This window comes from Candidatus Pelagibacter sp. Uisw_137 (assembly GCF_047720245.1).
Classification (GTDB): Bacteria; Pseudomonadota; Alphaproteobacteria; order Pelagibacterales; family Pelagibacteraceae; genus Pelagibacter.
This window is the reverse complement of the sequence record NZ_CP159811.1, coordinates 292,458-307,626: the sequence shown is the minus strand read 5'-3', so window position 1 is coordinate 307,626 and position 15,169 is coordinate 292,458. Positions and strand designations below refer to the sequence as shown.

The following is a 15,169-nucleotide window of genomic DNA, read 5'->3' as shown; positions in this document are numbered from 1 at the left end:
ATACAATAATACTTACTAATCTATACCAAGATGTTTTTTTCTTTGCCCAACCCAAGTTCGAATTAGATGGTCAAATACTAGGCCTATAAAGGCAACACAAATACCCAGTGTTAGCCCAATACCTGCACCTTTTTTATCAGATATGGCTTTTAAAATATATTGTCCCAAATCCTCTGTTCCAATAAATGCTCCAATAATTACCATAAATAACGCAAATACAATTGTTTGATTTAAACCAAGCATCATGTGAGGAAGTGCTAAAGGGAATTCTATTTTTAACAACCTTTGTATCTTTGTTACACCTGACATTGAAGCAGCATCATGCAATGAAGCTGGAACACTTCTTAATCCTTCAATAGTATATCTCGTTGCAGGTATAGTTGCATAAACAACTACTGCAATTAATACTGATGTGTCTGTAACTCCAAAAAGCATCATTACTGGAATTAAGTATACAAATGAAGGGAATGTTTGAAAAATATCACAGACTCCTAACATAAAACTTGTTGTATGCTTATTCTGAAAACATAAAGTTCCAACAGTAAAGCCAATTATGCAAGATAAGATAACTCCAAAAGTTGCCATATATGTAGTAACTAAAGCTCTGTCCCACCACGGACTTAATGCTATAAATAACGTCAAAGCACCCACTACAAAAGCTGAACGTGTTCCTCCAATTATATATCCAGCACCCATAACCAAAACAAATGTTGCAACAATAGGCATACGTAAATAAGAAGCACGCATAGGCTGCAATACATCTACTATTAACCATGTATTAAAAATTTTTAAAGTTTGAAAGAAAGTATCCCAAATCCAATCAACACCTTTGTTCCAAAAATCTGCAGTTGATATTCCCTTGTTATGCGGAATTTCATATAAATAATTAAAATCTTCTTTAAAATAAAAAGATCCTACATAAGCAAATATGATTCCAATCAATATTGCACCAGAAAAAAATAATGTATTTTTATAGCGCTGAAAAAAAGTTAAGTTACCAAAATAATCTATTTGCTTATTTGCCCAAGCTAAAGATAATTTATCTAGCAATATCGCAATCAAACTAATACATAAACCTGCTTCCAATGCCAATCCGATGTTCAGCTGATTTAAAGCTAATAATAAATTAAATCCTAAACCTTTGGCGCCTATAAACGCTGAAATTACTGCCATAGAAAAACACACCATGATAACTTGATTTACTCCAATCAAAATATCTCTTCTTGCAGTTGGGATTAGTACTTTAAACATAAGTTGAAAATTATTACATCCACTCATTCTACCAGCTTCAATAACTTCAGGTGATACTCCTCTGAGACCTAACAAAGTCAGTAGTATCATTGGTGGAACAGCTACAACCATAGTTATAATTACTCCAGCATGATCACCAACACCAAAAAGAACAATCGCAGGAACCAATACTGCGTATTGAGGCATAGTCTGCATAACCAAAAGTATTGGGTATAAAGCTTTCTCTACACGTTTACTTTTAAATGCTGCAATCCCTAAGCTCAAACCAAAAATAAAAGATAGTGGTGCTGCAACTAATATAAAAGAAAGTGTTTGCATCGAAGGTTTCCATTGACCAAAAATAGAAATATAAATCATAACTATAGCAGCGAATAACGCTAAACCTTTGCCACTTAATTTATATCCAAGTATTGCTGCACCCGCTGCAACAATTGTCCAAGGTAGTCCTGGCAATTCTGCCCATGAATTTTCACTTATCCAGTCCCAACTTGTAAATGCAACAATAGTTTCAACACCACCTAATAAAATCTCTCTAATTAATTCTATTAGAAATGTTATAAATGAGGTTAAATTTCTTGTTATTTGTAAAACTAGAGGTTGGGTTTTAAACTCTTGGGTGTCTTCATTCCAAAATTCCATTGGCATCCAATCATTCATTAAAAAGAATAATGAATCATTTATCCATATAGGTAACCATCCAAGTAAAGGTGGTAGTCTCCAAAAAACATCAAATGCGTAATATCTTACTTCTGCACCAAAGAGCGTATAAGTACTTTGATTTGGATCTTTAATAAATTCTGCTTGACCCCTAATAAATTTATAAGTTTCTGGAACTTCAATTGCAAAACATAAAGTAAAAAAAGCAACTAACAAGAATAACCATTGAAATACTTTTGGATATTTTTTTAATAATTCCATATTTTAATCATTATTTTTTTTTCCACCAAAAACTGTATGTATTATTTTTGATGGATGAACAGTGCCAACAATTTGATTATTTTCGTCAATTACAGACACTGACTTTTCTTGAGTTAAGATTTTTTCAGCAACATTTTCGATTATTTCATTTCTTAAAACTTTTAAATCACTTAAATTTTCATTATTTGGTTTTTCCATCACATCTTCTATTTTTAAAACCTTCTCTCTAGGGACTTCTTCAGTAAATTTTTTTACATATTCTGTTGCTGGATTTAACACAATGTTAGCTGGGGTATCCAATTGTTCAATTATACCATCTTTCATTATTGCAATACGGTCAGCAAGTTTTAAAGCTTCATCAAAATCATGTGTGATAAACATAATTGTTTTTTGTAATTTTTCTTGAAGTCTCAAAAATTCATCTTGCATCTCTTTTCTAATTAATGGATCTAATGCAGAAAATGGTTCATCTAAAAACCAAATATCAGGTTCAACCGCTAATGATCGAGCAATACCTACTCTTTGCTGTTGTCCACCAGAAAGTTCTCTTGGAAAATAATTTTCTCTACCATCAAGACCAACAAGCTTAACCATTTCCATTGCTTTATTGATGCTATCTTTAATTTTAATACCCTTTATTTGAAGTGGGAAAGCAATATTTTCCACAACCGTTTTGTGAGGAAGTAAAGCAAAGCTTTGAAATACCATACCCATTTTATTTCTTCTAAGTTCAATTAGTTCTTTATTGCTTAATGAAAGCAAATCTTGACCTTCTATAAAAATTTTTCCAGCAGTTGCATCTGTTAATCTAGAAATACATCTTAACAATGTTGACTTCCCTGAGCCTGATAAACCCATCACAACTAACATTTCACCTTTTGAAACCTCAAAAGAGGCATTATTCACACCCACTATACATCCGTTTTCTTGAAATGTTTTAGCGTCTACATTTCCATTTGCATCTTGAAGCATCTTTTTGGCATTTGTTCCAAAAATTTTATAAACAGATTCACATTTGATTACTGTATCAGTCATAATGTTTTAATAAGTTATACGAAATAAAAATAAAAAACACTTTTTATATTATTTATACTTATCGTTTTTCTCCTTAAAAATTTTTAATAAAATAAACTCTTGTATCAATTCCAGTACTTAAAAAATTTAAAACCTCTCCTTTAACAGTAATTATTTCATCTACCCCAACATTATTTCCACTAACTGTAAAACCTGCAAAGCATTTATTATTTTCCTTATTCCATTTAACAAACGTTTCATCAATTTTATTTCCATTAATAGTATAAATATGATGTGCTCTAAAATTTAAAAAATTGGCACCCATAATTGCACGCTGAGGAATAATCTTTGTTGCGTTGCAGACTTTTTCATATTGTTCTAAAGACAACTTATAATGATCAGTTCCATCATAAAATACTAAAATTCCTGATGGCAAACTTGAAATCAGTTCATTTTGCTTTCTTGTCTCCGCAATTCTTTCTTCTTCTTTTTTCATTTTAGCAATTAGCTCTTCACCCTCACCAAAAATATTATTTAGGATAGCAAAGGAAAAAATTACAATAATTGTTAATATGATAAGACCTCCAAATTGTCTAACTGGCTCAGATATCTTCTTTAATTTATTTGAATATATATTTTGTAACATTTTTATCTATTCTTGAAATTTGCCATTTTTCCAAATTCCTTTTTTTTCTTTTCCGTCAGACCATGTAAATGTTCCCTCTCCATTCATAAACCCATTGGCCCATTCCCCATTATAAGTTGCACCGTTTGGAAAGGTCAGAATACCCTTTCCACTCCACACACTATTTTTAAACTCACCTTTATAAATATATCCATTAGGCCAAATCTCAACTCCTTGTCCTTGTTTTTGTGTGCCAATCCAATTGCCTTCGTATGTTGTCTTGTCAGTGTAAGTCCATTTACCAAAGCCATCTTTGCAGTTTCCTTCACAACCTGTCTTTCGAGCTGATACTGATGTTGCAACTAAAAAACTTAAAGCTATATAAAATAAATATTTTTTCATTTTTTTAAATTTAGCTACACATGTAAAAAGAAATATTTTTTTCAAGATTATCACTTTTTATACCTATTGTAATTTCGTGAACTAATTCACCCGATTTTCTGTTAATTATACCCGATTCTGAGTAATTTTTTCCTTCATCAAAAGCTTTGAATAAAACTATGTCTTTATTTACAACTTTTACTTCAAATCTTTCAGTTTGTGAGAGGAACATTGATAACCCGTTGATCAAAAGTTTTTCTGGTTGTTTTGCATCGATTTCAAATTTATCTAAATTTTGATTATCTAAATCTTTTGCTAAAAAAGTTTTATAATTATATTCTGAGTTCTTGAGTATTTTCTTTTCTAATTCACATACAAAACCAATTTTAATATCCTCTTGTATGTCTATATTTTTTGCAAAAGAAGAATTAAAAACTAATAGACTGATAGATATATATAAAAAAAACTTTATCATTTAATTAAAAAGTCCGTAATTTGAATTTGTGCGAAAGCACATTCTTTAAAAAAATCCCTCCCAACATTGTTGGGAGAGATTTCAATTTATTAACTGTTACCCTTATTTAGTAAAAGCTTGCCAAACACTCTTATTATCAGCCAACCATTTTTTAGCTGCATCTTCATGAGTCAATTTGTCAAGGTCAACTAAAGCAGCCATTGCACCAATGTGACTTGTAGAGAATGACATTTTTTTAAATGCCGCTGCTGCTGCTGGATGTGTTTTTGGAAAGTCTGCAGTTACAGCTTTTTTCAAATAACCATCTGGCGAACCACATTTTCCATCACCACCGTCTTCTGGTCTACAACCTGCTGAATATGGAGGGAAATCTATAAAAGTAAAACCAGCACCATCTGTGAAGTTTGGTGTCCAGTTAAATATTATAGTTCCTCTTCCTTCTTTTTCAGCCGCTTTAAGTTCAGCCCAAAGTGCATCTGCACTTCCAGCAAATTTAACAGTCCAAAGATCTCCAAGTCCTAAAGCATCAACCCTTTGAGGTATTAAATCTCCATGCCAACTTTGTGGACCTTCTAACATTCGTCCTTTTCCACCTGAATCAGGTGTTGTAAAGTTTTTAGCACAAGCTGGATTTTTTAATGCAGTCCAGTCTGGAAGACCAGGACATAGTCCTTTTTCAGCAACCCAGTTTGGATAACCCATATCTTCAAGAGTTCTAGCTTCATGATCTCCCCAGTCAACCAAACCACCTTTGTCTAGTGCCGTAGTAAATGATTTTCCAAACGCAGATTCCCATACTTCATGAGATAAACTTACATCACCGATACGAATTGCTTCATAAACAGCTTGTGAGTCTGTGTTTACATATTTTACATTATTTCCCATACTTTCGAAAATTCCACCAATAACATGAGCCATTACAATTTGGCTAGACCAGTTATGAGTTGGAATAACGATAGGTTTTTTACTATCTGCTGCATTAGATACTCCAGCAAAACTAACTGCTGAAATTACCAAGGCAGATATTAATGATACTATTTTTTTCATTATATTCTCTCTCCTTAATATTAATGTTTAAGTAAGTATGTTCTCACTTATTAAATTTATAGTCAATGACCTTTGATTATATTAAGCTAATGTTAAAATATTTAAATTTATACTGGCAATGCTGCATACTAGTAACGATATACGAAATCCTGGCTTAAGAATATTACCACCTGGAGTTGAAAGATATTTTGTAAGAGGTGGTGGACTTTCTGTAATAGAAGTTTTACCAGAAGATAAAATAGATATTATTAATGAAGAAGGAAAACAAATTTGTGAAATAATTGTTTTTAACTCAGAAGGCAAATCGGATCAATCTATTTTAAATTTAAAAGAAAATGCTAATGCAGACTTTTCAAAAAAAACTATTTCTAGAGATGAAAAAATTTCAAGACTGCTAAAGAAAAAAAACTTTGATTTAAGTAATGCTAAATCATCAATTATTTTTAATAATGATTGTATGATGGGTGAAAAAATAACACTGACTTCAAAAGATAAATGTGTAGTTATGATTGCTGCACCTGGTGATGCAATGAATGTCCATGAACAAAATCCACCAACAGACTTAACTATTTTTTTAAATAAAGCTAAATTTATTGAAACAGATGAACAATTTATTTTGCCAGATCCGCTTAGTGATCCAATTATTGAACAACTTGTAAAAAGAACAACTGCTGAAACTTATGAAGTTAAAGCTGGTGAATATATTCAAATAATTGATCCAGGCGGAAGGCAATGCTCTGATTTTCTAGCTTTTGATACACAAAAATTAAATGACGGTATTGAAAGTATTATTGATGATAAGGCAACACGAACTTTTATGGGTGGTGCTTACCCTGGGCCTGGTTTGTTTTCAAAGTTTTATGATGGTGATCATGAAGCTATGATTGAAGTTGTAAGAGATACAGTTGGAAGACATGATACTTTCAATCTTGCTTGCACATCAAAATATTATGAAGATATGGGTTATATGGGTCATATTAATTGTACTGACAATTTTAATAATAGACTGGATAAATATGACATCAATTCTAGAAAAAGTTGGTCTGCAATAAATCTTTTTTTTAATACTGCAATTGATGCTAATAATGTTGCATCTTTTGATGAACCTTGGTCAAGACCTGGAGATTATGTTTTATTTAGAGCTTTAAAAGATCTAACCTGTATATCATCTGCTTGTCCTTGTGATGTTGATGGTGCAAATGGCTGGAATCCAACTGATATTTTTGTTAGGACTTATTCAAAAGAAAAAAAGTATTCAAAAGCAATAGCATTTAGAATGAAAACAGACTCAGAACCTAAACTAACTCAAGAAACAGGTTTCCATAAAAAAACTTCAGAACTGACAAGAAATTTTGTTGAGTATAAAGGTTTTTGGCTTGCTAATAATTTTACAAATTCAGGAACTATAAAAGAATATACGGCTTGTAGAGAAAGTGCGATTGCAACAGACTTATCACCTCTTAGAAAGTTTGAAATTCTTGGACCTGATGCAGAAAATTTAATGCAATACACGCTTACTAGAAATATAAAAAAACTATCAGTTGGGCAAGTTGTTTATACAGCTATGTGTTATGAAAATGGCTGCATGTTAGATGATGGTACTTTATTTAAATTAGGACAAGATAATTTTAGATGGATTGGTGGAGATGAATACAGCGGTGAATGGTTAAAAGAACAAGCTAAAAAGAAAAATTATAAAGTTTGGATTAAATCTGCAACAGATCATATTCATAACATTGCAGTTCAAGGTCCAAATAGTAGAAAAATTTTAGAAAAATTTGTATGGACAACTCCTATACAACCATCAATCACTGAACTTGAATGGTTTAGATTTAATATTGCAAGAATAGATCATGAAACAGGAACGCCAATTGTGATTTCAAGAACAGGTTACACGGGTGAACTTGGTTATGAGATATGGTGTCATCCAAAAGATGCTGCAGAGGTTTGGGATAAAGTTTGGGAAGCTGGTAAAGAGTTTGATATTACTCCATTGGGCTTAGAAGCTTTAGACATGGTTCGTATTGAAGCTGGACTAATTTTTTATGGTTACGAGTTCGATGATCAAACAGATCCATTTGAAGCAGGTATTGGTTTTACAGTTCCACTTAAAACTAAAGAAGATGATTTTATAGGTAAGGAAGAATTAATTAAAAGAAAAGCAAATCCACAAAAAAAATTAGTTGGTTTGGAATTGGTAGGTCATGAACCATCAGTTAATGGAGATTGCGTTCATATTGGTCGTGGTCAAGTGGGTGTAATAACAAGTGGAATGCTATCACCTAAACTTGGAAAAAATATTGCACTTTGTAAAATCGATGTAAAATATGCTGAAATAGGAACGGAAGTTGAGATTGGTAAACTTGACGGTCATCAAAAAAGAATTGGTGCAAAAGTTGTTCCCTTCCCTTTCTACGATCCAACAAAATCAAGAGTTAGAGCATAATAAAATGCCCGATAACAGCAAAGATCTTTTAAATTTTTGGGAAGACCAGATGAAGCAATCACATACATCTAGTAACTATTTTTTCAGAAAATCTCCTTCACATTATCATATGATGTTACTTGTAATGTCAGCGCATAAACTTAATGAAAAGCTTTCTGTAGAAGGGCTAAAAACAAAATTATTTAAAACCTCTAGACCAAAATCGGCTTTGATAATTAATGAGGCTTGTGAAAAAGGATTCTTTCGTTTGGAAAAAACTTCAACTGATCAGCGAATAAAAAATATTATACCAACTGAGACTTTTATTAATGAGTTTAAACAATACCTGGTCACTTTAAAAAAGCTAAGCTATTAGGGCTTAATTCACCAATCTCTTTAAGTTGATATCTTTTATATATAAAATTTAGTTATAAATATAATTATATTAATTACTTTTTAGAAAAAATAATGTTTTAATATGTCAACACTACCAACTAAAGCTAAAGTAGTAATCATCGGGGGCGGAATTCATGGGCTAAGTACAGCTTGGAAACTTTCAGAAACTTATAAAAATCCTGGTGACATTGTAATTCTTGAAAAAAAAGATACTGCAGCAGGTGCAAGTGGAATTGCTTGTGGTGTTATAAGAAATAATTATTTTCAACCAGCTATGAGAGAGTTAATGGCTCATTCTGTATCAGTATGGGAAAGTGATCCAAAAGCGTGGAAATATAATGCTGTAGGGTATTTACAAATATCTCCGGAGGTTATGCACGAAGATGTTGCTACAATTTATGAGCAGCAAAAAGCCATTGGTTACGAATCAGAATTTATTGAAGGTGAAAAAGAATGTACTAAATACATGAAAGGTATGTTTGATGATTGGCAAGCACAAGGCATCACATCTATACTTCATGAAAAAAAAGGTGGTTATGCATTCAACAAAGCTTCCATAAAAGCTCTAGAAGAAAAATCTACTACAAATGGTGTTGAGGTTATTAAGGGTGTGACGGTTACAGGATTTAAAAGAGGAAGCAATAGCAAAGCTGTTACAGGTGTTGAAACAGATAAGGGAATTATTGAGTGCGAACAAGTAGTTGTTGGCGCTGGTCCTTGGGTTAGAGATTTTTGGAACATGTTAGATCTTCCAAAAGTTGCAAATATTAAAGGACAGGATGGAAAATTTCATAAAGAAGATATGTGGAAATATTGGATGCTACAAGAAGGTGTTATTGGTGTTGATAAAGATTTTTTAAGAATGAATGATGGTGGTCAGCCTCCTGTAATGCATGTTGACTCAACTGCCCCACTATATTCTGACACAACTAAAAAACTAATTACAGATGAACTTTGGGGAATTTATTATAAACCAGACATTGAAGGTCTTGGTGTTCAGGGTGGAACATCTCCTTACATAGTTGATAAACATTTTGATAAAATAAATATTGATCCTTATGGACTTGAGTCTCCTGAATTTCAAACAACAGAATCATTTAATGATATGTGGTGTTCAGCTTTAGCTCATTGTCATAAAAGGTTTGAAGGTAAATCTGGTCTATATAGAAAAGGACCCTCAGGTGGTCTTGGATGTATGACACCAGATAATTTTCCTATATTCGATAGATTTTTAGAAAATGTTTACATGATAGCAGATGCAAACCACGGATATAAAATGATTGGTGTAGGTGAGCTTGTTGCACAAGAAATTTTGGGAACTGAAAGTGAATTATTAAAACCATTTAGATTCAACCGTTACGAGAAGGGTGAACTTCATCCAACTTCTAACAGTCCTTTCCCTTGGAGTTAAACTTCAAGCCTAGACACAAATAATTTTTTCAGTTACGGTTCCTTAAATAAAAATTCATTAGAGGGAGAGATAATGACAGATTTAGATAGACACGTTAGACAGCCAGGTAGAGACAAATTAGTAAAGCAAGTTAGAGCTAAAATTAACGAGCTAGGTGTTGAATATATTTATTTTCAATTTATTTCTGTAACTGGAAGAGTTGTAGGTAAAGGTATTCCTACTGATCATTGGGAAAGAACTTGCGAAAAAGGATTTCAATTAGTTTACGGTGCTACAGCAAACTTATTTGTTGATCGTCATGGAGATTATATTGGTTATGGACCAGAAGCAAAAGAACTAGTCGGTATTCCTGATCCTGAAACTTTCTGCCAACTTCCTTGGGATAAAAAAGTTGCAAGAGTATTTGTTACTTGCTTTAGAAATAGAGAAGAAAGAGAAAACCCAGGCGCACATTTAACTTCAGATTGTCGTGGAAATTTAAGAATACATGCTCAAGAATTTAAAAAAAAACATGGCTACCAATTAAGAGTTGGAACAGAGCCAGAAATGATGTGGCTAACTAAAAATGAAGATGGCTCACCTACTGGTAAAGGTTTTTCTAAACCTTATTGCTATCACATAGATCAATTTGAGTCGTTAAGACCAGTTTTCATGCAAGTTTTTAAATACGCTAGAGCAATGGGTTTTGACATGATTCAAGGCGATCATGAAGATGCACCAGGACAATTAGAATTAAACTGGATGTACGATGATGTTTTAAGAAATGCAGATAGACTTTCAACTTATAGACAAATTTGTGCACAGGTAGCTAGAGAATTTAATTTGATAGCTTGCTTTATGACAAAACCTTTTATGGGAGTGTCAGCAAGTGGTTGTCATACAAATATGTCTTTGTGGAAAGGTGGAAAAGATAAAGTTAATAAATTATCCCACAAATCAATACCGGCTATGGATGATGTTTTCACTTATGTTGAGGGTGGAACTAATTATTTTATGCCTGACACTAAAGATATTCAATTACCTGGTAAAGTTGGGTTAAAAGCGATTGGTGGTGTAATGAAACATTTGGGTGCATTAACTGCAATTGGATCTTCAACTGTAAACTCTTATAGAAGACTATGGGATACAGGATTTTGGGCACCTGTTTATGCAGACTGGGGATTTCAAAATAGAACTTGTGGTTTAAGAGTTTCTGCTCCAGGTAGATTTGAATACCGTTCCGTAGATTCAATGCATAATCCTTATTTAATGGGATCTGGATTGTTAAAATGTTTTGATGACGGAATAACAAATGATATTGATCCTGGAAAACCTGAGTCTAGAAGCATGTACGACGCTCAAGCTGCTGGAAAAATAGTTAAAAAGCTACCAATGAGTCTTGGTGAAGCTTTAAATCGTTTAGCAGAAGATGAAGTTATAAAATCAGCTATGCCAGACGAAATGTACAAAGTATTCCATTGGTATAAAAATGATGAATGGGAAAAATTTTTAGGTGCAACAACTCAGTGGGATCTAGATACTTATCTGGACTGTCTACCGTAATCTTTAATAAAATAGGGGAAATATATGTGTGGAATAGCAGGATTAATACATAGAGGAAAATCATCAAATGTAGGAAGTGAACTACAGGGAATGCTTCAAGCTTTAAAACATAGAGGAGAAGATTCTACAGGTTACGCTTTGTATGGAGATACAGATGGTAAAAACTTTATTATGCGTTTTAAAGTTGGAGAAAATGTTGGTGAGGGAAGCTCATCAATAATGGAGGATGTTTCTGTATACGATCAAAGAAAGAAAATTGTTGATCAGTATTTATCTGAGTTAGGTGCCAAAATAGTTAAAGAAGAAAGAATTTTACCATACTCTTTAAGATATGAGCTTGCTTACGATGTAAAGGATCTATTAGAGTTTTCACAAAAAATTGAAAGTATTCCAGGAGTTGAAATTCTTTCCATGGGAAAATCATTAGAGGTAATTAAAGATCTAGGTAATGCTAAAATGGTTTGTGATAGATACAGTTTAGATAAAGTGGTTGGAACACATGCAATTGGTCATGCTAGAATGGCTACAGAATCTGGTGTTGACATTAAGTCTGCTCACCCTTTTTGGGGTTATCCCTTCAGTGATGTATCCGTGGTTCATAATGGTCAGTTAACTAACTATTGGAACAACAGAAGAATGCTTGAGAATAAAGGTATGAGATTTATGTCTGAGTGTGATTCAGAGTTGATTGCCGTTTATATTGCTCAAAAAATGAGAGAAGGAGCATCTCTTGAAGAAGGCATGAAGGCATCTTTAACAGGTCTTGATGGAGTTTTTACATATTTTGTTGCAACTAAAGATTCTTTAGGAATGGCAAAAGATACTATGGCCGCAAAACCTTTGGTTCTTTATGAATCTGATGATTTAGTAGCAATGGGTTCAGAAGAAATAGCAATCAGATCAGTTCTACCACAAGAGATAGACACATATGATCCATATGATGGAGAGGTAAAAGTATGGCAAATTTAAAGACTACAGAAAAAAAAACAAAGTCCCAGTCAATGGGTATGCACACAGAAGTTTTAACAGGAAGAACTCAGCAAAAGTTTTTTAATCCTGACGAAGGTGAAAATCTTTATTATTTTGGAACATATGATGTGGATTTTAATAAAAGAACAGAGCTGGATGTTAAAGAAATGACAGCTCCAGAAGCTAATAAAGAGATAGACAATTTAATGAGCCAAGGTTATGGAACAATTGTTATTAAAAACCCTCAAGGAAAACATAGTTTAGGTGTTGGTATTTTAAATAAATTAAACTTAATTTTTGAAGGAAGTTTGGGTTATTTTGGTATGGGTTCTTGTGATGGACCTACTGTTAGAATTAATGGTAGAGTTGGCTGGTCTTGTGCTGAAAACCTAATGGCAGGAAAAGTTGTTATAGAAAAAAATGCAGGATCTTGCTTTGGTGCCGCTATAAGAGGTGGTGATTTAATTTGCAAAGGAAGTGTTGGTGCAAGAACTGGAATTGACATGAAGGGTGGAACTATCATTGTTGGTGGTGATGCTGGAGCTTTTACAGGTTTTATGATGCAAAGAGGAAGAATAATTATTCTTGGTGATGTTGGAATAAATTTAGGTGACTCAATGTATGATGGTACTATTTTTATTGGTGGTAAAATTGGTTCTTTTGGAAGTGATGCTGTTCCATCAGATCTTACAGATAGTGACCAAGACTGGTTAAAAAGAAAATTAAAAGTTGCAGAGATAGGTGAAAAATTTGATGTCAGTAAAATGACAAAAATAGTCGCAGGGAAAAAACTTTGGAATTATGATAATCTAGAACCTCATGAAAAGAAAGGAGCTATCTAATGGCTAAAAAGAAAGTTAAAAAAAATAGTAAAAAATTAAAAAAAACTAATGGAAGTGTTGGTGGAAAAGCTGATGTTCATGCACACGAAGAGGGCAAAAGAAACAAAAGTCTGTTAGGTCACAATGCTATTTTTACTCCTGAAGTTATAGACGATATTCATATTAAAGCTCAACTTGGAAGATACAGAATGCGTGGAATGGCATTAATGAAAAAAATTCCTACATTTGATGACTTGGTATTTTTACCCGGAACTCTTACAAGATTTGTAATTGAGGGTTATAGAGAAAAATGTGAAACAAAAACTATAATCGGACCAAATTGTGAAAACCCAATTGAATTAGATATACCAGTGTATATTACGGGTATGAGTTTTGGAGCACTTTCTTATGAAGCAAAAACTGCTTTAGCAAGAGGAGCAACAATGGCTGGGAGCGCCACATGTTCTGGTGAAGGTGGAATGATTCCAGATGAGAGAAGATATTCTGAAAAATGGTATTACCAATGTATTCAATCAAGATATGGTTTTAATCCTCATCATGCTCAACTAGCTGATGCAATTGAAGTATTTATTGGTCAAGGACAAAAAGTTGGAATGGGTGGACATTTAATGGGTCAAAAAGTTACTGATCAAGTTGCAGAAATGAGATCTCTACCATCTGGTATTGATCAAAGATCTCCAGCAAGACATCCAGACTGGTTAGGTCCAGATGACCTAGCTTTAAAGGTTGAAGAATTAAGACAACTTACAAAAAACAAAGTACCAATTCAGTTAAAACTAGGTGCATCAAAAGTTTATGATGATGTTCGTATGGCTGCAAAATGTAATCCAGACTCAATATTTTTAGATGGTATGGAAGGTTCAACAGGAGCTGGTCCTCACATAGCTGCTGCAAATACTGGCATTCCAGGAATTGCTGCAATCAGAGAAGCTAGAAGAGCTATTGATGATGTTGGTAAAACTGGACAAGTAACTTTAATTTATGCTGGTGGTGTTAGAGATGGTGCTGATATGGCGAAGGCTTTAGCTCTAGGTGCTGATGCAATAGCAATTGGGACTGGTGCTTTAATGGCTTTAAACTGCAATAAAGATATACCAGAAGCAAACTTTGAAAAAGAAATGGGTGTAAAAGCTGGTGAATGTTATCACTGTCATACTGGTCGTTGTCCAGTTGGTGTTGCAACACAAGATCCTAAATTAAGAGCTAGATTAAATCCTGATGATGCTGCATTAAGAGTTTATAATTACCTTCATGCAATGACATTAGAAGCTCAACTTTTAGCAAGAGCTTGTGGTAAAACTAATATTCACTCTTTAGAGCCTGAAGATTTAGCTGCTCTAACAATGGAGTCATCTGCATTAGCTAAAGTTCCATTAACTGGAACTAACTTCACTGTTGGTGTTGATAACTATCACAAAATATAAGAGGTAAAAATGGTTAAGAAAAAAACAAAAACAAAAGTAAAAAAAGAAAATCTGGGTGGAAAATCTAAAGAGACTGCTAGAGAAAAAATGATTGGGCAACATATCGGTTATAGATATGACGTTAACCTATTACCTGATTATAAGAAGATGACTCCATTCTTAAAAAAATATGTAGAAGCTATGGGATGGGATGACCTTAACTGGTTAGAAGATATTCATATGGGTTATGAGGAAGACAGACCTGCTGTATTTTGTAGAAATGCAAATGGTTGGGTTACAATTCCAAAATCAATCAAACTACCAAACAACCAACAAGACAGAGATATGATTGCAAGAGAGCTTTTAGTTAAGTTTCAAATGTCTAAAAAGCACCCTCTTGTTGATTTGAAAAAAGCTTACCTTAAGTTTTAGTACCTCAATCAAAGGTTGATTATTTTTTAAAACTCATT

General features: G+C 33.1%; 14 protein-coding genes. 8 read left to right on the top strand and 6 right to left on the bottom strand.

The window, feature by feature from the left end:
• Positions 1-15: 15 nt before the first annotated feature.
• From ABXT61_RS01585 to ABXT61_RS01560, 6 genes are all read right to left on the bottom strand, one after another.
• A complete protein-coding gene (locus ABXT61_RS01585; protein WP_415315569.1) occupies positions 16-2,169 on the bottom strand; it encodes an ABC transporter permease in 2,154 nt (717 codons plus the stop codon).
• Positions 2,170-2,172: 3 nt separating this feature from the next.
• A complete protein-coding gene (locus ABXT61_RS01580) occupies positions 2,173-3,204 on the bottom strand; it encodes a quaternary amine ABC transporter ATP-binding protein (RefSeq protein ID WP_415315568.1) in 1,032 nt (343 codons plus the stop codon).
• Positions 3,205-3,277: 73 nt separating this feature from the next.
• On the bottom strand, positions 3,278-3,829 hold the full coding sequence (locus ABXT61_RS01575) for a hypothetical protein (RefSeq protein WP_415315567.1): 552 nt from the start codon (positions 3,827-3,829) through the stop codon (positions 3,278-3,280).
• Between the two features lie 6 nt (positions 3,830-3,835).
• Complete coding sequence (locus ABXT61_RS01570; RefSeq protein ID WP_415315566.1) at positions 3,836-4,210, bottom strand: hypothetical protein; 375 nt, start codon at positions 4,208-4,210, stop codon at positions 3,836-3,838.
• A 10-nt stretch (positions 4,211-4,220) separates the two neighbouring features.
• Positions 4,221-4,664 carry a hypothetical protein gene (locus ABXT61_RS01565; RefSeq protein ID WP_415315565.1) on the bottom strand — a complete coding sequence of 148 codons (444 nt, stop codon included), beginning with the start codon at positions 4,662-4,664 and terminating at the stop codon, positions 4,221-4,223.
• Positions 4,665-4,766: 102 nt separating this feature from the next.
• Positions 4,767-5,711, bottom strand: a complete 945-nt coding sequence (locus ABXT61_RS01560) for an ABC transporter substrate-binding protein (RefSeq protein WP_415290032.1) — start codon at positions 5,709-5,711, stop codon at positions 4,767-4,769.
• Between the two features lie 118 nt (positions 5,712-5,829).
• Here ABXT61_RS01560 and ABXT61_RS01555 point away from each other — a divergent pair, with 118 nt between their 5' ends.
• From ABXT61_RS01555 to ABXT61_RS01520, 8 genes are all read left to right on the top strand, one after another.
• On the top strand, positions 5,830-8,157 hold the full coding sequence (locus ABXT61_RS01555) for a DUF1989 domain-containing protein (RefSeq protein ID WP_415315564.1): 2,328 nt from the start codon (positions 5,830-5,832) through the stop codon (positions 8,155-8,157).
• A 4-nt stretch (positions 8,158-8,161) separates the two neighbouring features.
• Positions 8,162-8,512 (top strand): hypothetical protein, encoded by a 351-nt coding sequence (locus tag ABXT61_RS01550; protein ID WP_415315563.1) that lies wholly within the window; start codon positions 8,162-8,164, stop codon positions 8,510-8,512.
• 102 nt (positions 8,513-8,614) lie between these two features.
• Entirely contained in the window at positions 8,615-9,943 is a 1,329-nt protein-coding gene (locus ABXT61_RS01545) for an NAD(P)/FAD-dependent oxidoreductase (protein ID WP_415315562.1), read from the top strand.
• Between the two features lie 72 nt (positions 9,944-10,015).
• Positions 10,016-11,485: a glutamine synthetase family protein gene (locus ABXT61_RS01540; protein ID WP_415315561.1), complete on the top strand. Its 1,470-nt coding sequence runs from the start codon at positions 10,016-10,018 to the stop codon at positions 11,483-11,485.
• 24 nt (positions 11,486-11,509) lie between these two features.
• Positions 11,510-12,454 (top strand): glutamine amidotransferase, encoded by a 945-nt coding sequence (locus ABXT61_RS01535; protein ID WP_415290041.1) that lies wholly within the window; start codon positions 11,510-11,512, stop codon positions 12,452-12,454.
• Entirely contained in the window at positions 12,442-13,296 is an 855-nt protein-coding gene (locus tag ABXT61_RS01530) for a GXGXG motif-containing protein (RefSeq protein WP_415290042.1), read from the top strand. The genes ABXT61_RS01535 and ABXT61_RS01530 overlap by 13 nt, the downstream gene beginning before the upstream one ends.
• On the top strand, positions 13,296-14,720 hold the full coding sequence (locus ABXT61_RS01525) for an FMN-binding glutamate synthase family protein (RefSeq protein ID WP_415277901.1): 1,425 nt from the start codon (positions 13,296-13,298) through the stop codon (positions 14,718-14,720). Before ABXT61_RS01530 ends, ABXT61_RS01525 begins: the two co-directional genes overlap by 1 nt.
• A gap of 9 nt (positions 14,721-14,729) precedes the next feature.
• Positions 14,730-15,131 carry a hypothetical protein gene (locus ABXT61_RS01520; RefSeq protein WP_271482723.1) on the top strand — a complete coding sequence of 134 codons (402 nt, stop codon included), beginning with the start codon at positions 14,730-14,732 and terminating at the stop codon, positions 15,129-15,131.
• Positions 15,132-15,169: the final 38 nt, after the last annotated feature.

Bases quoted from the DNA above. Each gene is read 5' to 3' on its own strand.
- ABXT61_RS01535 (WP_415290041.1), top strand. From the start codon at position 11,510: ATGTGTGGAATAGCAGGATTAATACATAGAGGAAAATCATCAAATGTA.
- ABXT61_RS01565 (WP_415315565.1), bottom strand. From the start codon at position 4,664: ATGATAAAGTTTTTTTTATATATATCTATCAGTCTATTAGTTTTTAAT.
- ABXT61_RS01530 (WP_415290042.1), top strand. From the start codon at position 12,442: ATGGCAAATTTAAAGACTACAGAAAAAAAAACAAAGTCCCAGTCAATG.
- ABXT61_RS01580 (WP_415315568.1), bottom strand. From the start codon at position 3,204: ATGACTGATACAGTAATCAAATGTGAATCTGTTTATAAAATTTTTGGA.
- ABXT61_RS01545 (WP_415315562.1), top strand. From the start codon at position 8,615: ATGTCAACACTACCAACTAAAGCTAAAGTAGTAATCATCGGGGGCGGA.
- ABXT61_RS01585 (WP_415315569.1), bottom strand. From the start codon at position 2,169: ATGGAATTATTAAAAAAATATCCAAAAGTATTTCAATGGTTATTCTTG.
- ABXT61_RS01540 (WP_415315561.1), top strand. From the start codon at position 10,016: ATGACAGATTTAGATAGACACGTTAGACAGCCAGGTAGAGACAAATTA.
- ABXT61_RS01560 (WP_415290032.1), bottom strand. From the start codon at position 5,711: ATGAAAAAAATAGTATCATTAATATCTGCCTTGGTAATTTCAGCAGTT.
- ABXT61_RS01570 (WP_415315566.1), bottom strand. From the start codon at position 4,210: ATGAAAAAATATTTATTTTATATAGCTTTAAGTTTTTTAGTTGCAACA.
- ABXT61_RS01555 (WP_415315564.1), top strand. From the start codon at position 5,830: ATGCTGCATACTAGTAACGATATACGAAATCCTGGCTTAAGAATATTA.
- ABXT61_RS01550 (WP_415315563.1), top strand. From the start codon at position 8,162: ATGCCCGATAACAGCAAAGATCTTTTAAATTTTTGGGAAGACCAGATG.
- ABXT61_RS01575 (WP_415315567.1), bottom strand. From the start codon at position 3,829: ATGTTACAAAATATATATTCAAATAAATTAAAGAAGATATCTGAGCCA.
- ABXT61_RS01525 (WP_415277901.1), top strand. From the start codon at position 13,296: ATGGCTAAAAAGAAAGTTAAAAAAAATAGTAAAAAATTAAAAAAAACT.
- ABXT61_RS01520 (WP_271482723.1), top strand. From the start codon at position 14,730: ATGGTTAAGAAAAAAACAAAAACAAAAGTAAAAAAAGAAAATCTGGGT.